Source organism: Streptomyces sp. NBC_00335 (genome assembly GCF_036127095.1).
Classification (GTDB): domain Bacteria; phylum Actinomycetota; class Actinomycetes; order Streptomycetales; family Streptomycetaceae; genus Streptomyces.
In genome coordinates, this window is the sequence record NZ_CP108006.1 from 6,289,905 (window position 1) to 6,309,811 (window position 19,907).

A 19,907-nucleotide genomic window follows, 5' to 3' on the forward strand; every position below is an offset into this window, starting at 1 on the left:
TGGAGCTCCTACGGGTCGAGCTGTTCTTGTGTGTCCCCATCGTGACGGCACCCACTGACAATCGCGCTGACCTGCGGTTTCGCCCCCGGTCCCGAGATAGCGGGCGGGCAACTGCCGCCCTCTGCGCAGCGGATGCGGCCAGGGATGCTAGTTTTTGAACTGACTGGTCAGTTCAAAAGAGGGGGGAAGGCGTGGACAGCCCGCACGGCGCGGCCGTCAAAGCCGAGGACTTCGGAGTCAAGGGCCCGCGCGGCTGGGTGTTCCGGGGCGTCGGGATCGACGCGGCGCCCGGCTCGCTCATCGCGGTCGAAGGCCCCTCCGGCAGCGGGCGGACCTGCCTGCTCCTCGCCCTCACCGGCCGCATGAAGCCCACCGAAGGCCACGCCGAGATCGGCCGCCACCGGCTGCCGAAGAAGATGGCCGCGGTCCGCCGCATCACCGCCCTCGGCCCGGTACCCGGGGTCAACGACCTCGACCAGGCCCTCACCGTCGCCGAGCAACTGCGCGAGGGAGCCCTCCTCCAGCGCCGCTACGACGGCCCCGTCCGGGCCCTGCTCCGCCCGCGCGAGGAGCGCCGCGCCTCCACCGCGGCCCGGATCGACGCCGCGCTGGCCGCCGCCGGACTGGACGTGGAGGCCCTGCCGAAGGGTCCGCGCACCTCCGTACGGGACCTGGAACGACTGGAATCCGTACGGCTGTCGGTGGCCATCGCGCTGCTCGGCTCGCCGCGCCTGCTGGCCCTGGACGACCTGGACCTCAAGCTCTCGGACGCCGAGCGCGCCGAGGCCTGGGACCTGCTGCGCTCCCTCACCGCCCGCGGGACCACCGTCCTCGCGGTGTGCAGCGAGGCCCCGGCCGACGCGACGGTCCTGCGCACCGGCCCGGCGGCGGAACCCGCCGAGGCCACGGCTGCCGAGCCGGCCGCGGAGCCCTGTGCCGACCCGGCCGCGGTATCCGCCGCCGTGCCCCGGCCCACGGACTCCAAGGTCACCTGGGGCGTCCGGGCCACCGGCCCGCAGGACTCCGATTCCGATTCCGACCCGGCCGATTCCGACCCGGCCGATTCCGAGTCGGCCGACCCCGACTCGGCCGACGCAGCCGAGGGTACCGCCGACACCGGCGCCGCCGCCGACACCGCGGACGCCGCCCACGACCCGCACGACACGAAGGGGGACGACGATGCGCTCGCCGAAGCTGGCCGCGCTTGAGCTGAAGCGGTTCGGGCGGGGGAAGCTGCCCCGGGCCGCCCTCGTCGCACTGCTCCTGCTGCCGCTGCTCTACGGAGCCCTCTACCTCTGGTCCTTCTGGGACCCGTACAGCCGCCTCGACAAGGTGCCGGTCGCCCTCGTCAACTCCGACCGGGGCGCCACCGTCGACGGCAAGCAGATCGACGCCGGCGGCGAGATCACCCGCAAGCTGCACGACAGCAAGACCTTCGACTGGCGCGAGGTGAGCGCCGAGGAGGCGGCCGAGGGGCTGGAGAACGGCACGTACTACCTCTCCCTCACCATGCCCGCCGACTTCAGCGCGAAGATCGCCTCCAGCTCCGGTGAGGACCCCGCCACCGGAGCCCTCCAGGTCCGCACCAACGACGCGAACAACTACATCGTCGGCTCGATCTCGCGCACCGTCTTCTCCGAGGTCCGCTCGGCGGCGTCCACCAACGCCTCCCGCGGCTTCCTCGACAAGATCTTCGTGAACTTCTCCGACCTCCACGGCAAGACCGCCGAGGCCGCCGACGGAGCCGACAAGCTCACGGACGGGGCGGGCAAGGCGCAGAAGGGCGCCAAGGACCTCGCCGACGGCCTGGACACGGCGAAGGAGAAGAACGGCGAGCTGACCGGCGGACTGAAGAAGCTGAACGAGGCCGCAGGACAGCTGGAAACGGGCGCGAAGGGCGTCGCGGCCGGCACCCAGACGCTCGCCGAAAAGGTCGGCGGCGCCGCCGACAAGGCCCGCCCCTTCCTCAAGGACCCCAAGAGCCTCGCGGACAGCGCCGAACTCGTCGCCGACACCGCCCAGGTCGTCAGCAAGCACCTCGAAGCCTTCGCCAAGGCGGCCCCGGCGGCCGCCACCGTCACCCAGCGCGTCTCCACCGGCGCCGCCGACGTCTACGCGAAGACCTGCACCACCGGCGCCCAGCCGCTCCCCGACACCTGCCCGCAGCTGAAGAAGCTCAAGGACGACGCCGCCGAGGCCGCCGAACTCGCCGGTGACGTCGACACCCTCATCAAGAACGCGAACGGCGACCTCGCCACCCTCCACAAGCAGCTCGCCGACCTGGAGCGCGAAGCCCGCCTCCTCGTCACGAGGGCCCCCGGGCTCTCCGCGGACCTGGAAGCGGCGGTCACCCAGGTGAACGCCCTCAACGACGGCGCCCACAAGGTCTCCGACGGCATGGTCCGGCTGCACACCGGCATCGGCTCCGCCACCGAGGGCTCCGGCGCACTCGGCGCGGGCGTCGGCAAGCTCGGCGCCGGCGCGCACGACCTCGACGGAGGCCTGGTCAAGCTCGTCGACGGCAACGGCGAACTCGCCGGCGGCCTGCACGACGGCGCGGGCAAGATCCCGGCCTACGACCAGCAGCAGCGCGACGCCCGCACCGAGGTCATGGCCGACCCGGTACGGCTCGCCAACCAGTCCCTGCACAAGGCGCCCAACTACGGCACCGGCTTCGCCCCGTACTTCATCCCGCTCTCCCTCTGGGTCGGCGCGATGGTCGCCTACATGCTGATCGCCCCCCTGAACCGGCGGGCCCTCGCCGCCGGAGCCTCGCCCTGGCGGATCGCCCTCGCGGGCTGGCTGCCCGTGGTCGGGATCGGCGCCGCGCAGGTGGGCGCACTGATGTCCGTACTGCACTGGGGACTCGGCCTGCAGATGGCCCGGCCGGCGCTCACCGTGGCCTTCCTGATGCTGGTCACCGCCTGCTTCGCCGCGATCGTCCAGTGGCTCAACGCCAAGTTCGGCGCGGCCGGCCGGATCCTGGTCCTGGCCGTCCTGATGCTCCAGCTGACCTCGGCGGGCGGCACCTACCCCGTCCAGACCAGCCCCGGCTTCTTCAACGCCATCCACCCCTACCTGCCGATGTCGTACGTGGTCGAGAGCCTGCGCCGGCTCATCACCGGCGGCGACCTCGCCCCGGTCTGGCAGGGCTGCGCGGTCCTCACCGCCTTCACGGTCGGTGCCCTCGCCCTCACCGCCCTCGCCGCCCGCGGCAAGCAGGTGTGGACGATGGACCGGCTGCACCCGGAACTGAGCCTGTAGCCCGATGGGACAGGTTGACCTGTGAGAATCAGCGCCATGGAAAGCAGCAGCACCGGTACGGCCGGGGGCGGCGGCCGCCGCCAGGCCACACGGCAGAAGCTCTACGAAGCGGCCGTCACCCTCATAGCGGAGCAGGGTTTCTCCGCGACCACGGTCGACGAGATCGCCGAGCGGGCGGGGGTGGCGAAGGGCACCGTCTACTACAACTTCGCCAGCAAGAACGACCTCTTCGAGGAGCTGCTGCGGCACGGCGTCGGACTCCTGACCGAGTCCCTGCGGACGGCGGCGGAAACGACCGAGGCCAGGGGCGGGACCCGGGTCGAGGCACTCGACGAGATGATCCGGGCCGGACTGGTCTTCATCGACCGGTACCCCGCCTTCACCCAGCTCTACGTCGCCGAGCTGTGGCGCACCAACCGGACCTGGCAGTCCACCCTGATGGTCGTCCGGCGCGAGGCCGTCGCCGTCGTCGAGACGGTGCTCCGCGAGGGCGTGGAGCGCGGTGAGCTCAGCGCGGAGATCGACGTGCCGCTGACGGCCGCGGCGATGGTGGGGATGGTCCTGGTGGCGGCTCTGGACTGGCAGTCCTTTCAGAGCGAGCGGTCGCTGGACGACGTGCACTCGGCGCTGTCGCTGCTGCTGCGGGGCCGGGTGAGCGGGAACCGCTAGTCCGGTTCCACCGGTGGGTGACCCCCGATCGGCGGTGCCGCGGGGGTGGTGGGGCCGCGTAGAACTGGTGGGGCGGGTGAGTATCCGTACCTAGGCGCGGAAATGAGTATCTGCGCGGATGGGCGCGGCTTGCCGGCAGGCCAGACTGGGGGTCACGGACAGGGACCCGGCTCGCACCGCCGACACGGGGCGGCAGGTGCGGACCGGGTCTCTCTGGCCGACGGGGTGGGAACACGGCCGAGGCCGGGGCTCGGGGGGATCGAGCCCCGGCCTCGGCCTTTTCCCGTCCCGGGTACGAAGCCCGACCCCGGCTGCGGGTGTACCGCTGCGCGGGGCGGGTAGGGGACAGCCCCGCAGGGCCGCCGCCACCCGCCGTCAGCCGCGCCCGCGCAGCGGGATCCGGGTGCGCAGCCGGGCCGCGGCCGAGGCCGCGCGGTCGGTCAGCGCCGCCCACCGGGCCGAGGCGGCCCAGCGCACGCGAGCCGCCGACCGGGGGAGGAACAGCGCCCGCAGCCGGGCCGTACGGGAGAGCACCGCGAGGAGCCCCGACCGGGCCAGCCCCACGTCCTTGGCCAGCTCCCCGTAAGGGGGCTCCGCGCCCGGCGGTGCGTACAGTTCCCGCTCCACCGCACCCGCGACCCGGCGTACGGCATCGGCCGCCTCCGCGTCCAGCCGGCCCAGGGACACCACCCGGTCCGCAGCCCCCCGGGGCGACAGCGCCCCGTCCGGGACGATCCCGACATCCCACGCCGCGTCGCCCAGCTCCCGCCAGGCGGCCAGGACCTGTCCCGAGCCGAGCCGCCGCGCCCGCAGCCGTCCGCGCCACAGGACCGGCAGGAGCGGCAGGGCGAGCAGCAGGATGCAGGCGGCCGTCCAGGCCAGGACCGTGCCCGCCGAGGAGCCGTCGGCCCCCGCGCCCGTGTTCCGCTGCGCCGCGGCCGGACCGCACTCGCCCAGCTTCTTCTGGTCCGCGGGGCAGTCGTCCGCCGTCGAGGGCCCGGCCGAAGGCTGCGCCGCACTCGTGGACGGGGCCACCGTCGGAGCGCTCGGCCCGGTGTCCGGGGTGGCGGGCCGGCTGTAGTCCGGCACCGTGATGCCCGACCGGGGCGTCGGCTCGAAGCGGGTCCAGCCCACGCCCTCGAAGTACAGCTCCGGCCAGGCGTGCGCGTCCCGCATCGAGACGTTGACGACGCCGTCGGACTGCTTCACCCCGGGCGTGAACCCGACCGCGACCCGCGCCGGGATGCCGAGGGTGCGCGCCATCGAGGCCATCGAGAAGGCGAAGTGGACGCAGAAGCCCTCCTTGTCGGCGAGGAACTTGGCGATGGCCTGAGAACCCGTACCCGAGGACACCTTCGTGTCGTAGCGGAACCCGCCGCTCACCGCGAAGTAGTCCTGGAGCTTGACCGCCGCCGAGTAGTCGTCCTTCGTGCCGCGCGTCACCTCGCGGGCCGTCTTGACGACGATCTCCGGCAGGTTGTCCGGCACTTTCGTGTACTCGGTCGCGATCTCGGGGTTCGCCGCCGGCGCCCTGCGCAGCTGCTCGGCCGTCGGATTCAGCAGCAGGCTGCGCACCGAGTACTGCACGCCCTGGGCGTTCTGGAACTTGTCCTTGCCCAGCTGGTCCCCGACGAGCGTCCGCCCGGCGGGCTCGAAGCGCCACTTCCCGGCGATGTCCACGCCCGTCGCCGGATACGGCATCGGCAGGTAGCGCTGCGCGTACGTCTGCGCCGAGGAGATGAAGGTCTGCACCTCGGTCGCGCCGTCCAGCACGCGCTCGCTCACCCCGGGCGGGTTCGGCATCCGCTTCGGGACGTCCGTCAGGGCCCGCCCCGAGGCCTCCCACTTGATGCCGTTGAACTCGTCCAGCGCCAGGATCCGCAGGTACTGCTCGCTGAGCTGCGGGCTGTCCGTGCGGTACCGCAGCACCACCCGGTTGTCCTGGGTGTTCAGACTGCTCTGCAGGGAGACCAGCGGGTTGACCGCCTGGATCGAGGGGCCGAGGCCGTTGCCCTCGCCCTCGCCCGCGCCGCCGCCCGGGCCCAGCACTCCGCTGCCCAGCGAGGGCAGCACCGCCGGCACCGCCAGCGCCAGACCCAGCGCGACCGCGCCGATCCGGCGCCCGGTGCGGACCGGGGCGAGCGCCTGTCCGCCGCCCGAGTAACCGGCCGCCACCTTGCTGCGCGGGGCCGAGCCGAAGACCCGCCCCCACTGCGCGAGCCGGTCGCGGCCCTCGGAGAGCAGCAGCAGGAGGTAGCCGGTACCGGCCAGCAGGAAGGAGACCCAGGAGGCGCCGGAGCCGGTGGCCGCGCCCGACAGGCCCGCCGCCACCGAGTACAGCGCGAGCAGCGGCAGCCCGGCCGCGGCGGCCGTGCGTACGGTCACCGCCAGCAGGTCCACCAGTAGCCCGATCAGCAGCACCCCGGACACCAGCAGCAGCCGGATCCCGTCCGTCAGCGGCGCCGGCATCGAGAACTCGTTCACGTCCTGCACGCCCTGGCGCAGCAGCGCGCCGAAGTCCGTCACGAGATAGCCCAGCAGCCCGTCGCCGGCGGCGGACTGGCCCTTCCCGCCGAACAGCAGCATCAGCGCCAGCAGCGATACGAACACCTGCGCCGCCACGGTCAGCGTCCGGGCCAGCGGCACCCGCCGCGCACCCGCGCCCACCGCGCTCTGCAGCGCCAGCAGCAGCGCCGCCTGCGGCAGCCAGCCGCCCGATTCCACCAGCGGGTTCAGCGACCAGGCGGTGAACAGCGTCGCCAGAGCCGCGAAGACCGTCAGTCTCGCCCGCCCGCTCATCCCCAGCCCCCCGCCGAACCCGAACCGCCCGCCGTGCCGATCGGCGCGTTGCCCGCCTGTCGCCACAGCTCCCCGAAGGCCACACCGGGCGGGGCGGCCAGAGCCGTCCAGCCCGCGTCGCGCAGCCCGCCCAGGCGCTCCTCCAGCGGAGGCACTCCCCCCGACATCACTGACAGCACCGAAGCCAGCCCCTGCGGACGCCCGGACCAGTCCGCGGAGTCCAGTACGAAGGCCACGGCGCCGCCTCCGCGGCGGCACATCTTGGCCGCCAGTCCCGTCTGTACGTCGTCCAGGTCTCCGAAGAAGGCGATGAGGAGCCCGTCCCCGCCCGCTCCGCCGAGGCCGCTGCCGGCGCCGTTGCTCCGTACCGCGTCGCAGGCCCGCGAAAGGCCCGCGCCGTCGGAGTGGCCGATCACCGCGAGGGTGTCCATCAGCAGCCCCGCCGCCTCCGCGGACTCCTGCCCGCCGGAGGTGAAGCCGCCGCCCTCGCGGGGCACGCAGTCCCCGGTGTCGGTCAGCAGTCGCACCGAGAAGCCCTGCTCCAGCAGGTGCACGAGGGTCGACGCGGCGGCGGAGACGGCCCATTCGAAGGCCGAGTCGGGGCCGGCGCCCTCGTAGGCGAGGCGCCGGGTGTCCAGTACGACGGTGGCCCGGCTGCGCTGCGGCTGCTCCTCGCGGCGCACCATCAGCTCGCCGTAGCGGGCCGTGGAGCGCCAGTGCACGCGGCGCAGGTCGTCGCCGCGCCGGTAGCCGCGCGGGATCACGTCGTCCTCGCCCGCCAGGGCCAGCGAGCGGCGGCTGCCGTCGCCGTAGCCGGAGGACTCGCCGGTGAAGCGGACCAGGGGCAGTGCCTCGGTGCGCGGGATGACGGTGAGGGTGTCGTAGGCGGAGAAGGAGCGGGTCAGCTCGACCAGCCCGAAGGGGTCGGTGAGGCGCAGCTGGAGCGGGCCCAGCGGGTAGCGGCCGCGCAGATCGGAGCGGACCCGGTACGAGACCTCGCGGCGGCCGCCCGGCTCCACCCGGTCCAGGACGAAGCGCGGCCGGGGCCCCAGTACGTACGGCACCCGGTCCTGGAGCATCAGCAGCCCGGTCGGCATCCGGGAGGTGTTGTCGAGCCGCAGCTGCACCCGGGCCTCGGAGCCGGCGGGCACCCGCATCGGGGTCAGCCGGCGGGTGCCGGAGACCCGGTGGCGGGTGCGGTGCAGGGCCAGGACGCAGAGCAGCGGCAGCACGGCGAGCAGTAGCCCGACCCGGAGCAGCTCGGACTGCCCGAGGACGTACGCGCACAGCCCGGCGGCGATCCCGGCGGCAAGGAAGGACCGGCCGCGGGTGGTCAGCCCGGACAGCGACGCGCGCAGCCCGCCACCATCCTGCGGACCCCGGCCGCCGCCCGCGCCGTGCGGGGCGCCGGCGCTCATCAGAAGCCCCGGATGCCCGCGCCGGGCGGGATCTCGCCGCGCGAGGGCGCGGCCGGTACGGGGGTGCGCTGGAGGATGTCGGTGACGACCTGCTCGGCGGTGCGCCGGCTCAGCTGGGCCTGCGCGGTGGGCAGCAGCCGGTGCGCGAGCACCGGTCCGGCCAGGGCCTGGACGTCGTCGGGCAGGACGTAGTCCCGGCCGGCCAGCGCGGCGGAGGCCTTCACGGCCCGCAGCAGGTGCAGGGTGGCGCGGGGCGAGGCGCCCAGGCGCAGGTCCGGGTGGCTGCGGGTGGCGGAGACCAGGTCGACGACGTAGCGCCGGACGGGCGCGGCCACGTACACCTCGCGGACGGCTTCGATGAGCTTGCCGATGTCGTGGGCGTGCGCGACCGCCGTCAGATCGTCGAGCGGGGAGAGCCCGCCGTGCACGTCGAGCATCCGGAGCTCGGCCTCGGGGCTGGGGTAGCCCACCGAAACCCGGGCCATGAAGCGGTCGCGCTGGGCCTCGGGGAGGGGGTAGGTGCCCTCCATCTCCACCGGGTTCTGGGTGGCGACCACCATGAAGGGGCTCGGCAGCGTGTAGGTGGTGCCGTCGATGGTGACCTGGCGCTCCTCCATCGACTCCAGCAGCGCGGACTGGGTCTTGGGGGAGGCGCGGTTGATCTCGTCGCCGATGACGATCTGGGCGAAGATCGCACCCGGCTTGAACTCGAACTCCCGGCGCTGCTGGTCGTAGATGCTGACGCCGGTGATGTCCGAGGGCAGCAGGTCCGGAGTGAACTGGATCCGCTGGACCGAGCAGTCGATGGACTTGGCGAGCGCCTTGGCCAGCATCGTCTTGCCGACGCCGGGAACGTCCTCGATCAGCAGGTGGCCCTCGGCGAGCAGGACGGTCAGCGCGAGGCGAACCACTTCCGGCTTGCCCTCGATCACGCTTTCGATCGACTCCCGCACCTGCTGCGCCGTGCTGGTCAGATCCGCGAGGCTCGCTCGGTCGTCATACGTGGTCACCTGGTTCTCCTCGACCCTTTCCCAGGGCCGGCGCCCCATGGCGCATGACCGGCCCACCCCGAAACACCTCAGAAACCGCGAGCAATCAAACAACGTCGAAACGCGATCACCGGCCCGGAAGTGTTTCCGGGCGACGTCTCCCCGCATTCTTGACGGCCCTTGGCCCTGGTGTCACTCAAGAGGTGGGATCGATCTCCCGCAGGAGCCCGGTGTGCACGTCGAAGACGAAGCCTCGCACATCGTCCTTGTGGGGCAGGAAGGGGTTCGTGCGAACCCGCTGCATGGACTGGCGGACGTCCTGGTCCACGTCACGGAAGGCCTCCACCGCCCAGGCGGGGCGCTGGCCGACCTCGTCCTCCAGCTCGTGCCGGAAGTCCTCGGTCAGGCTTTCGAGACCGCATCCGGTGTGGTGGATGAGTATCACCGTGCGGGTGCCGAGCGCCCGCTGGCTGATGGTGAGGGAGCGGATGGTGTCGTCGGTGACCACCCCGCCGGCGTTGCGGATCGTGTGGCAGTCGCCCAGCTCCAGGCCGAGGGCGGCGTGCAGGTCGAGGCGGGCGTCCATACAGGCCACGACGGCCACCTGGAGGACCGGACGGGCGTCCATGCCGGGGTCGGCGAACTTCGCGGCGTAGGCGCGGTTCGAGTCGACCAGGCGGTCGGTGACGGTGAGCTCCTCGGCAGCCTTGGGTGCGGAGGCGGCAGGCAGGGGTACGGAAGTCGTCATGGATACGACGTTAATGGTCACAGGGCGTGTGAGCATCGAGTGAGGGTGGACAAAGAAGGTCACCAAGTCCTGTTGTGAGCTAACCCACAGGGGTGAGGCGCACGCGGCCGTCCGGGTGATTCGCGGCATTTGCCGCTTCGGTCGCAGCGGGGCGCACGGCGCGCGGGGCGGTTCGTTGACCGCGGCGACCGTTGCACTAAAGTGACGCGAACCGGCCGGAGCCCGGCCCTGACCGGCCGCCCGGCCCTTTGGTAAGACTCCGCGTGCGCGGCGCGGCGTATGCCTGCCGCGCCGTTATCTGAGAGGGCGCTTTGACTAGCGAGTCCCGACACGTCCCGGTGATGCTCCAGCGGTGCCTGGACCTGTTGGCCCCGGCACTGGAGAGGCCCGGGGCCGTCGTCGTCGACTGCACCCTCGGCCTCGGCGGCCACAGCGAGGCCCTGCTCACCCGGTTCCCCGAGGCCCACCTGATCGGCCTCGACCGCGACAAGGAAGCCCTGCGCCTCTCCGGGGAGCGCCTGGCGCCCTTCGGCGACCGGGTCACCCTCGTCCACGCCATCTACGCCGACCTCGCCGAGGTACTGGACGGCCTGCGCATCCCCACCGTGCAGGGCATCCTCTTCGACCTCGGAGTCTCCTCCATGCAGCTGGACGAGGCCGACCGCGGCTTCGCCTACGCCCAGGACGCCCCGCTCGACATGCGGATGGACCAGACGACGGGCATCAGCGCGGCCGAGGTCCTCAACACCTACGCCCCCGGCGAGCTGGTCCGGATCCTGCGCCAGTACGGCGAGGAGAAGCAGGCCAAGCGGATCGTGTCCGCGGTGGTGCGCGAGCGGGACAAGAACCCCTTCACCAACAGCGCCCGCCTCGTCGAACTGATCCGCGACTCCCTGCCGCAGGCCGCGAAGCGGACCGGAGGCAACCCGGCCAAGCGCACCTTCCAGGCGCTGCGCATCGAGGTCAACGGCGAGCTGTCCGGGCTGGAGCAGGCCATCCCCGCGGCCGTGGACCGGATCGCGGTCGGCGGCCGGATCGTGGTGCTCTCCTACCAGTCGCTGGAGGACCGCCTCGTCAAGCAGGTCTTCGCCGCCGGCGCGACCTCGACGGCCCCGCCCGGGCTGCCGGTCGTACCGGAGAAGTACCAGCCGAAGCTGAAGCTGCTGACGCGCGGTGCGGAGCTGCCCACGGAGGAGGAGATCGCGGAGAACCGGCGTGCGGCGCCGGCCCGCTGCCGCGGGGTGGAGCGCATCCGGGAGGCGCGGCTGTGAAACGCCTGGGGCGGGTGCTGGGGGGACCGGTCGCCGGACAGGCGGCGCGGACCCCGTTCGTCCTGCTGGTCGTGGCGCTGCTCGGCGGCGGGCTGATCAGCCTGCTGCTGCTGAACTCGGCGCTGAACCAGGGCTCCTTCCAGCTGAGCAAGCTGAAGAAGGAGACCACCGTGCTCACGGACGAGGAGCAGGCGCTGCAGCGGGACGTGGACGGCTATTCGGCGCCCGACGCGTTGCAGCGGCGGGCGCACGAGCTGGGGCTGGTGCCCGGCGGCAGCCCGGTCTTCATCGGTCCCGACGGCAAGGTCGCCGGGACCGCGTCGCCGGCCGCCGAGCCGCCGCCCCCCTCGCCGCCGGCGTCCGCGCCGCCCCTCTCGGCGTCCCCGGCCGCAGCCGTGCCGAGCCCGGCCGGCTCCCCGGCTCCGGCCTCCCCGGCTCCCTCGGGAGCGGCCGCTCCCGCCCCCTCCACCGCGCCGTCGGGCGGCGCCCCCCAGCCCTCCCAGACCCCTGGACGGTGACGTCGTGACGCGTACCCCTGCGGGGCCGGTCCCCTACCCGCCCTTCCACCGTTCCCCGGGCCTGCCCGGACCGGGTCCTCAAGCGCCGGACGGGCTGGGGGTGTCCCGGGAGCTCCGCCCCGGACCCGTTGCCGCGTGCGGCGCCGTTCCCGGGGGCCAGCTCCCGGACCCCCGTTCCTCAAGCGCCGGAGGGGCTGGATGTACCGGCCCCGCCGCGTTCGCGTGTGGGCCGAGGCCGGCCGAGATCCAGCCCCTCCGGCGTTTGAGGAGCGGGGTCCGGGGCGGAGCCCCAGGGGCTCCGGCGCAGGCCGGCTTCGCGCACGCCCACGTCCACGCCCACGGGAGCGCCGCATGAGCCCGCAGGAGCCGCCGCGCCGGCGGGTGCCGGGGCCCGGGCGCCCCCGGCCCGCCGGGGACCGGGCGCGGGCCACGGCCCGGCCGGGCGGGGCAAGGCCCGCCCCCCGCCGCCCCGCCCCCGCGAGGAAACCGCACACGATCCGGCTCGGCGCCCCCAAGCCCCGCCTGCGGCTGGTCAGCGTCGGGCTGACGCTGGTGATGCTGGCGTTCGCCGTACGCCTGCTCCAGGTGCAGGCCGTCGACGCGTCCGCGTACTCCGCCAAGGCCTCGGAGAACCGCTTCGCCAGCTACACCCTGGCCGCCGAGCGCGGGGAGATCACCGACCGCAAGGGCGTCGCGCTGGCCACCAGCGTGGACGCGTACGACATCACCGCGGACCCGCACATGTTCACCGTGCAGGAGAGCAAGGCCCCCGACGCCCCCGAGCAGGCGGCCGCCCTCCTCGCGCCGATCCTCGGCAAGGACGCCAAGGAGCTCACCCAGCGGCTGAAGACGAAGAACACCCGTTACGTCGTCCTCGCCCGCCGCCAGACCCCCCAGGTCTGGAACCAGATCAAGGACCTCAAGAAGGTCTTCGCCGAGAAGGCGACCGCGGACAAGAAGAACAACGGCCCCGGCGCCAACGTCCTGGCCGGGGTGTTCAACGAGAACAGCAGCAAGCGCGTGTACCCGAACGGCGACCTCGCCGCCGGGATACTGGGTTACGTCAACGCCGAGGGCAAGGGCGGCGGCGGCCTGGAGTCCTCCCTCGACAAGAAGCTGGCCGGCAAGGACGGCGAGCTCACGTACGCCCAGTCGGGCGGCCGCCGCGTGCCGACCGCCGGGTCCAGCGAGAAGCCCGCCGTGCCCGGCGAGGACATCGAACTGACCATCGACCGCGACATCCAGTGGGCCGCGCAGAGCGCCATCACCGAGCAGGTCGCCAAGTCGGAGGCCGACCGCGGGTACGTCATCGTCCAGGACACCCGCACCGGCGAGGTCCTCGCCATGGCCAACGCCCCCGGCTTCGACCCCAACGACCTGTCCAAGGCCAGCTCCGCCGCCATGGGCAACGCAGCGCTCCAGGACGTGTACGAGCCCGGCTCCACCGCCAAGGTGATGTCGATGGCCGCCGTACTGGAGGAGAAGAAGGCCAGGCCCGACACCCACGTCGAGGTCCCCAACCGGCTGCACCGCGGCGACCGGCTCTTCAAGGACGACATCGACCACCCGACCTGGTACCTGACCCTCAACGGGGTCCTGGCCAAGTCCTCCAACATCGGCACGATCCTGGCCACCGGCCAGCTCGGTCCGACGCAGTCCGAGTCCAACAAGGTCCTGTTCTCGTACCTGGACAAGTTCGGCATCGGCCGGCCCACCGGCCTGAACTACCCCGGCGAGTCCCGCGGCATCCTCGCCCCGCCTGGGAAGTGGTCCACTTCCCAGCAGTACACGATCCCCTTCGGCCAGGGCCTGTCCCTCAACGCCATGCAGGCGGCCTCCGTGTACTCCACGATCGCCAACGACGGGGTCCGCATCGCCCCGACCCTGGTGCGCGGCACCAGGGGCCCCGACGGCCGCTTCACCCCGGCCCCGGCGCCCGCGAAGAACCAGGTGGTCAGCAAGGAGACCGCCAAGACCCTCGCGGAAATGCTGGAGTCGGTGGTCGACGACCAGGAGGGCACCGGCACCAAGGCCCGCATTCCCGGCTACCGGGTCGGCGGCAAGACCGGCACCTCCAACCGGGTGGATCCGGCCACCGGCCGCTACAAGGGCTACACCGCCTCGTTCGCGGGCTTCGCACCTGCGGACAACCCCCGCATCACCGTGTACTGCGCCATCCAGAACCCCACCAAGGGCAGTTACTTCGGTGGCCAGATCTGCGGGCCCATCTACAAGAAGGTCATGGAGTTCGCCCTCAAAACCCTCCAGGTCGCTCCCACCGGAACCGCCCCCGCCGGACTCCCGGTCACCTACGAACCCGGCGCGCAGCCCGGCCCCCAGCCGAGCCCGCAGCCGGGTCAGTGACCGCCGTCCCGGCCGGCCCGCCCCAGAAAAGCGTGAGGCACCATCAGTGACAACGATCACCCCCGAATCCGGGAACCACGCGTCCGTCGCCCCCGAGGCCGGGCCCTCGCTTCGCGAGCGGCCCGCCGGGCCCGGTACGCTCACCGCCGTGCCCCACGCTGATCAGCCCAGAACCACCCAGAACGACGCACCGGCAGCGCCGCCGGGAGCGCCACGGCCCCTGTCCGTCCGCCCGACCCCCCTCGGCGAGCTGGCGGAACTGCTGGGAGTGGAAGTCCCCGGCGCGCAGACGCGGATCACCGGCATCACGCACGATTCCCGTGCCGTGCGCCCCGGAGACCTGTACGCGGCCCTGCCGGGCGCCAAGCTGCACGGCGCGGACTTCGCCGCGCAGGCGGCCGCCCTCGGCGCCGCCGCCGTGCTGACCGATCCGGCCGGCGCGGAGCGCGCCGCGGCCACCGGACTCCCGGTCCTCGCCGTCGCCGAACCGCGCGGCCGGATGGGAGAACTGGCCGCCGCGGTCTACGGAAGGCCGGGCGAGGCCCTGCTCCAGATCGGCATCACCGGCACCTCCGGCAAGACCACCACGGCGTACCTCGTCGAGGGCGGACTGCGCGGCGGCGGACGCAAGACGGGGCTCATCGGCACCGTCGAGATGCGCGTCGGCGACGAGCGCATCAAGTCCGAGCGCACCACCCCCGAGGCCACCGACCTGCAGGCGCTCTTCGCGGTCATGCGCGAACGCGGCGTCGAGGCGGTCGCCATGGAGGTCTCCAGCCACGCCCTGGTGCTCGGCCGGGTCGACGGCTGCGTCTTCGACGTGGCCGTCTTCAACAACCTGAGCCCGGAGCACATGGAGTTCCACTCCGACATGGAGGACTACTTCCAGGCCAAAGCGCAGCTCTTCACCGAGCGCCGCGCCCGCCTCGGCGTGGTCAACATCGACGACGAGTACGGCCGCCGCCTGGCCAAGGAGTCGCCGATCCCGGTCGTGACCTTCTCCGCCGCGGGCGACCCGGCCGCCGACTGGCGCGCCGAGGACGTGGTCTCGCGCCACATGGACTCGACCCTGACCCTGGTGGGTCCCGCGGGCGAGCGGGTCACGGCCACCGCCCCGCTGCCCGGCCCGTTCAACGTGGCCAACACCGTCGCCGCGGTCGTCACGCTCGCCGCCGCCGGCCTCGACCCGCAGACCGCCGCCGACGGCGTCGCCGCGGTCCCCGGGGTGCCCGGACGGCTGGAGCGCGTCGACGCGGGACAGCCGTACCTGGCCGTCGTGGACTACGCGCACAAGACGGACGCCGTCGAATCGGTCCTGCGGGCCCTGCGCGAGGTCACCACCGGCAAGCTGCACGTGGTCATCGGCTGCGGCGGCGACCGCGACACCACCAAGCGGGCCCCGATGGGCGCGGCGGCCGCCCGGTTCGCCGACACCGCCGTACTGACCTCCGACAACCCGCGCTCCGAGGACCCCCTCGTGATCCTCGCCGCGATGTTCCGCGGCGCCGTGTCCGTGCCGCCCGCCGAGCGGGGCACCGTCCTCGTCGACGCCGACCGGGCGGCGGCCATCGCCGCCGTCGTCGCGCGCGCCGAGGCGGGAGACACCGTGCTGGTGGCCGGCAAGGGCCACGAGCAGGGCCAGGACACCGCGGGCGTCGTACGCCCCTTCGACGACCGCGCGGTCCTGCGCGCGGCCATCGAGACCCAAGCACGCCAGCGTCCCCGACAGGCCGAGGTCAACCAGTGATCGCCCTTTCCCTCGCCGAGATCGCCGACATCACCGGCGGGCAGCCCCACGACATACCGGATCCGTCCGTCATGGTCACCGGCCCCGTGGTCTACGACTCCCGCGAGGTCGAGGCCGGCAGCCTGTTCGCCGCCTTCGTCGGCGAGCGGGTGGACGGCCACGACTATGCCGAACGCGCCCTGGCCGCCGGAGCGGTGGCCGTTCTCGCCACCCGGCCCGTCGGAGTCCCGGCCATCGTCGTCCCCGACGTGGTGGCCGCCCTCGGCGCGCTCGCCCGAGCCGTCGTCGAACGCCTGGGCACCGACGTCGTGGCCCTCACCGGCTCCGCCGGCAAGACCTCCACCAAGGACCTGATCGCCCAGGTCCTGCAGCACCACGCGCCGACCGTGTGGACCCCGGGGAACCTCAACAACGAGATCGGCCTGCCGATCACGACGCTGAGGGTCACCGAGGACACGCAGCACCTGGTCCTGGAGATGGGCGCCCGCGGCATCGGCCACATCGCCTACCTCACCGGCCTGACGCCCCCGCGCATCGGCCTGGTCCTCAACGTAGGCACCGCGCACATCGGAGAGTTCGGCGGCCGGGAGCAGATCGCGCAGGCCAAGGGCGAGCTCGTCGAGGCCCTGCCGTCCGAGGCGGAGGGCGGCATCGCCGTCCTCAACGCCGATGACCTGCTGGTTCGTGCCATGGCCGGGCGCACGAAGGCCCGTACGGTGCTGTTCGGCGAGGCCGAGGACGCGGACATCAGGGCCACCGAAGTCCGGATGACGGACCGGGGGCAGCCTTCCTTCACATTGCGAACACCGACCGGGTGCAGCGACGTGACCTTGCGGCTGTACGGTGAGCACCACGTGTCGAACGCGCTCGCCGCGGCCGCCGTCGCCCACGTACTGGGCATGTCGGCCGAGGAGATCGCCATCGCGCTCTCCGGGGCGGGCAGCCTGTCCCGGTGGCGGATGGAGGTCACCGAGCGGGCGGACGGCGTGACGATCGTCAACGACGCCTACAACGCAAACCCCGAGTCCATGCGGGCCGCACTGCGCGCACTCGCCGCGATGGGCGGTGCCGGCAAGGCGAACGGGGGCCGCACGTGGGCGGTGCTCGGCCCGATGGCCGAGCTCGGAGACGACGCGCTCGCCGAGCACGACGCGGTCGGACGGCTTGTCGTCCGGCTCAACGTGAGCAAGCTGGTCGCGGTCGGGGGCAGGGAAGCCTCCTGGCTGCAACTGGGTGCATATAACGAGGGTTCGTGGGGTGAGGAGTCGGTGCTCGTGTCCGACGCGCAGGCGGCGGTCGACCTGTTGCGCAGTGAACTGCGCCCGGGAGACGTCGTGCTGGTGAAGGCTTCCAGGTCAGCCGGTCTGGAGCGGGTGGCCCAGGCCCTGCTCGACGGCGAGGTCGCCGGCCGATGAGGCAGATCCTGTTCTCCGGAGTCATCGGACTCTTCCTCACCCTCATCGGCACTCCGTTGCTGATCAAGGGTCTGGCCCGCAAGGGCTACGGCCAGTTCATCCGGGACGACGGGCCGCGCGGTCACGCCGGGAAGAAGGGCACGCCCACCATGGGCGGCATCTCCTTCATCCTGGCCACACTGATCGCGTACGCCCTCACCAAGGTGATCACCGGAAGCCAGCCGACCTTCTCGGGCCTCCTCGTCCTCATGCTGATGGCGGGCATGGGCGTGGTGGGCTTCCTCGACGACTACATCAAGATCGTCAAGCAGCGTTCGCTCGGTCTGCGCGCCAAGGCCAAGATGGCCGGCCAGCTGATCGTCGGCATCGCCTTCGCGGTGCTCGCGCTGCAGTTCAAGGACGCGCGCGGGCTCGCTCCGGCCTCCACCAAGCTGTCGTTCGTCACGGACTTCGGCTGGGCGATCGGACCGGTGCTGTTCGTGGTCTGGGCGCTGTTCATGATCCTGGCGATGTCCAACGGCGTGAACCTGACCGACGGTCTCGACGGCCTGGCCACCGGCGCCGCCGTGATGGTCTTCGGCGCGTACACCTTCATCGGCGTCTGGCAGTACCAGGAGTCCTGCGCCAACGCGCAGACCCTGACCAACCCGGCCGCCTGTTTCGAGGTACGGGACCCACTGGACCTCGCGGTCGTCGCGGCGGCCCTGATGGGCGCCTGCTTCGGCTTCCTGTGGTGGAACACCTCGCCCGCCAAGATCTTCATGGGCGACACCGGTTCGCTGGCCCTCGGCGGCGCGCTCGCCGGCCTCGCGATCTGCTCCCGCACGGAGTTCCTGATGGCGCTCCTCGGCGGCCTCTTCGTCCTGATCACCATGTCGGTCGTCATCCAGGTCGGCTCCTTCAAGCTGACCGGCAAGCGCGTCTTCCGGATGGCACCGCTGCAGCACCACTTCGAACTCAAGGGGTGGTCCGAAGTCCTGGTCGTCGTCCGGTTCTGGATCATCCAGGGCATGTGCGTGATCGTGGGCCTCGGAGTCTTCTACGCGGGATGGGCAGCCGACAAGTGACCGCCTGGCACGGCAAGAACATCACCGTCGCCGGCCTCGGCGTGAGCGGCATCAGTGCCGCCCGCGCCCTGGCCGGCCTCGGCGCGGTCGTCACCGTCGTGGACGGCGGCGACAGCGAGGGCCACCGTGCGCGGGCCGCGGAACTGGACGCGGCGGGCATCTCCGTACGCCTCGCGGACGCGCAGACCCTGCCCGCGGGCACCGACCTCGTGGTCACCTCGCCCGGCTGGAAGCCCGACAGCCCGCTGTTCGCGGCAGCCGCCGCGGCCGGCGTGGACGTGGTCGGCGACGTCGAGATCGCGTGGCTGCTGCGCGAGGTCGCCGAGGACCAGCGCGCCGCCCGGTCCGGTGAGCCCCGCAGGGAACCGGCCCCCTGGCTGGCGATCACCGGAACCAACGGCAAGACCACCACCACCCAGATGCTCGCCTCGATCCTCAAGGCGGCCGGGCTGCGCACCGCGGCCGTCGGCAACATCGGCACCCCGATCATCGACGTGGTGCTCGGCGAGGAGCAGTACGACGTACTCGCCGTCGAGCTCTCCAGCTACCAGCTGCACTGGGCGCCCTCGGTGCGCCCCCACTCCGCGGCCGTCCTGAACCTGGCCCCGGACCACCTCGACTGGCACGGCTCCATGGAGGCGTACGCCGCCGACAAGGGCCGGATCTACGAGGGCAACACGGTCGCCTGCGTCTACAACGCCGCGGACAAGGCCACCGAGGACCTGGTCGTGGAGGCGGACGTCGAAGAGGGCTGCCGGGCCATCGGCTTCACCCTCGGCGCCCCCGGACCCTCCATGTTCGGCGTCGTCGACGGCATCCTCGTCGACCGCGCCTTCGTGGAGAACCGGCAGAAGAACGCCCAGGAACTCGCCGAGGTCGCGGACGTCAACCCGCCGGCCCCGCACAACATCGCCAACGCCCTCGCCGCCGCGGCCCTGGCCCGCGCCTTCGGCGTGGAGCCGCGCGCCGTCCGCGACGGACTGCGCGACTTCCGGCCGGACGCCCACCGGGTCAGCCACGTGGACGAGGTGGGCGGGGTCACCTACGTGAACGACTCCAAGGCCACCAACACCCACGCCGCGGAAGCCTCCCTGGCGGCCTTCGAGCCGGTCGTCTGGATCGCCGGCGGCCTCGCCAAGGGTGCGACCTTCGACGAGCTCGTACAGAAGGCGGCCAAGCGCCTGCGGGGCGTCGTACTGATCGGCGCGGACCGGGCTCTGATCGCCGAGGCACTGGCGCGACACGCCCCGGAGGTCCCTGTCGTGGACCTCGAACGGACCGACACTGGGGCGATGCTCGCGGCGGTCCGGGAAGCGGCCCGGCTCGCGGAGCCCGGCGACACGGTTCTGCTGGCACCTGCCTGTGCCTCGATGGACATGTTCGCGAACTACGGCAAGCGTGGGGACGCGTTCGCCGACGCGGTGCGCGAACTGGCCTCCGAGCGGGCCTAGGAACGACCCCTGGGGTCCGGCTCGACCCAGGGGCGGGTTCCCTCCGGCCGGCCGGCTGCTCGCCCCGTACGAGTTGGAGGGGAAGATCACAGATGCCGGCCAAGCAAGTGCTGCCGGGGCGGCGGCCGTCCGACGACAGGACCGCCAAGGCTGCCCAGACTGCTAAAGAGGGCAAGGGCACCAAGGG

The 19,907-nt window shown here is 72.6% G+C and carries 14 protein-coding genes; 10 read left to right on the plus strand and 4 right to left on the minus strand.

What is annotated here, in order from left to right; translation table 11 throughout:
* Window positions 1-191 precede the first annotated feature (191 nt).
* Genes OHA37_RS28565 through OHA37_RS28575 form a run of 3 tightly spaced genes read left to right on the plus strand, consistent with a single transcriptional unit; the run spans window position 192 to window position 3,933 of the window.
* The gene (locus OHA37_RS28565) at window positions 192-1,208 is read left to right on the plus strand and encodes an ATP-binding cassette domain-containing protein (protein WP_266909425.1); all 1,017 of its coding nucleotides are present in this window, start codon (window positions 192-194) and stop codon (window positions 1,206-1,208) included.
* Window positions 1,180-3,264, plus strand: coding sequence for a YhgE/Pip family protein (locus tag OHA37_RS28570; RefSeq protein ID WP_266909426.1), 2,085 nt, complete (start codon window positions 1,180-1,182; stop codon window positions 3,262-3,264). The genes OHA37_RS28565 and OHA37_RS28570 overlap by 29 nt, the downstream gene beginning before the upstream one ends.
* A 36-nt stretch (window positions 3,265-3,300) precedes the next feature.
* Window positions 3,301-3,933 carry a TetR/AcrR family transcriptional regulator gene (locus tag OHA37_RS28575; RefSeq protein ID WP_266909427.1) on the plus strand — a complete coding sequence of 211 codons (633 nt, stop codon included), beginning with the start codon at window positions 3,301-3,303 and terminating at the stop codon, window positions 3,931-3,933.
* Between the two features lie 375 nt (window positions 3,934-4,308).
* Here the strand turns inward: OHA37_RS28575 and OHA37_RS28580 are convergent, their stop codons facing one another.
* The 4 genes from OHA37_RS28580 to OHA37_RS28595 form a co-directional block, all read right to left on the minus strand.
* Entirely contained in the window at window positions 4,309-6,732 is a 2,424-nt protein-coding gene (locus tag OHA37_RS28580) for a transglutaminase family protein (RefSeq protein WP_266909428.1), read from the minus strand.
* A complete protein-coding gene (locus OHA37_RS28585) occupies window positions 6,729-8,150 on the minus strand; it encodes a DUF58 domain-containing protein (RefSeq protein WP_266909429.1) in 1,422 nt (473 codons plus the stop codon). The genes OHA37_RS28580 and OHA37_RS28585 overlap by 4 nt, the downstream gene beginning before the upstream one ends.
* A complete protein-coding gene (locus OHA37_RS28590; protein WP_266909430.1) occupies window positions 8,150-9,160 on the minus strand; it encodes an AAA family ATPase in 1,011 nt (336 codons plus the stop codon). The genes OHA37_RS28585 and OHA37_RS28590 overlap by 1 nt, the downstream gene beginning before the upstream one ends.
* A gap of 175 nt (window positions 9,161-9,335) precedes the next feature.
* Window positions 9,336-9,887: a beta-class carbonic anhydrase gene (locus OHA37_RS28595; RefSeq protein WP_266909431.1), complete on the minus strand. Its 552-nt coding sequence runs from the start codon at window positions 9,885-9,887 to the stop codon at window positions 9,336-9,338.
* Between the two features lie 341 nt (window positions 9,888-10,228).
* Between OHA37_RS28595 and rsmH the strand changes: the two genes are divergently transcribed.
* The 7 genes from rsmH (at window position 10,229) to murD (ending at window position 19,720) form a co-directional block, all read left to right on the plus strand.
* Complete coding sequence (rsmH, locus tag OHA37_RS28600; protein ID WP_443046334.1) at window positions 10,229-11,158, plus strand: 16S rRNA (cytosine(1402)-N(4))-methyltransferase RsmH; 930 nt, start codon at window positions 10,229-10,231, stop codon at window positions 11,156-11,158.
* Window positions 11,155-11,676: a hypothetical protein gene (locus OHA37_RS28605; protein WP_266909433.1), complete on the plus strand. Its 522-nt coding sequence runs from the start codon at window positions 11,155-11,157 to the stop codon at window positions 11,674-11,676. Before rsmH ends, OHA37_RS28605 begins: the two co-directional genes overlap by 4 nt.
* Window positions 11,677-12,027: 351 nt before the next feature.
* Complete coding sequence (locus OHA37_RS28610; protein ID WP_266909434.1) at window positions 12,028-14,040, plus strand: peptidoglycan D,D-transpeptidase FtsI family protein; 2,013 nt, start codon at window positions 12,028-12,030, stop codon at window positions 14,038-14,040.
* Between the two features lie 46 nt (window positions 14,041-14,086).
* The gene (locus tag OHA37_RS28615) at window positions 14,087-15,787 is read left to right on the plus strand and encodes a UDP-N-acetylmuramoyl-L-alanyl-D-glutamate--2,6-diaminopimelate ligase (RefSeq protein ID WP_266909435.1); all 1,701 of its coding nucleotides are present in this window, start codon (window positions 14,087-14,089) and stop codon (window positions 15,785-15,787) included.
* Window positions 15,784-17,202 (plus strand): UDP-N-acetylmuramoyl-tripeptide--D-alanyl-D-alanine ligase, encoded by a 1,419-nt coding sequence (locus tag OHA37_RS28620; protein ID WP_266909436.1) that lies wholly within the window; start codon window positions 15,784-15,786, stop codon window positions 17,200-17,202. Before OHA37_RS28615 ends, OHA37_RS28620 begins: the two co-directional genes overlap by 4 nt.
* Window positions 17,199-18,269: a phospho-N-acetylmuramoyl-pentapeptide-transferase gene (gene mraY / locus OHA37_RS28625; protein ID WP_266909437.1), complete on the plus strand. Its 1,071-nt coding sequence runs from the start codon at window positions 17,199-17,201 to the stop codon at window positions 18,267-18,269. The genes OHA37_RS28620 and mraY overlap by 4 nt, the downstream gene beginning before the upstream one ends.
* Window positions 18,251-19,720 carry a UDP-N-acetylmuramoyl-L-alanine--D-glutamate ligase gene (gene murD, locus OHA37_RS28630; protein WP_266909439.1) on the plus strand — a complete coding sequence of 490 codons (1,470 nt, stop codon included), beginning with the start codon at window positions 18,251-18,253 and terminating at the stop codon, window positions 19,718-19,720. Before mraY ends, murD begins: the two co-directional genes overlap by 19 nt.
* Window positions 19,721-19,907: the final 187 nt, after the last annotated feature.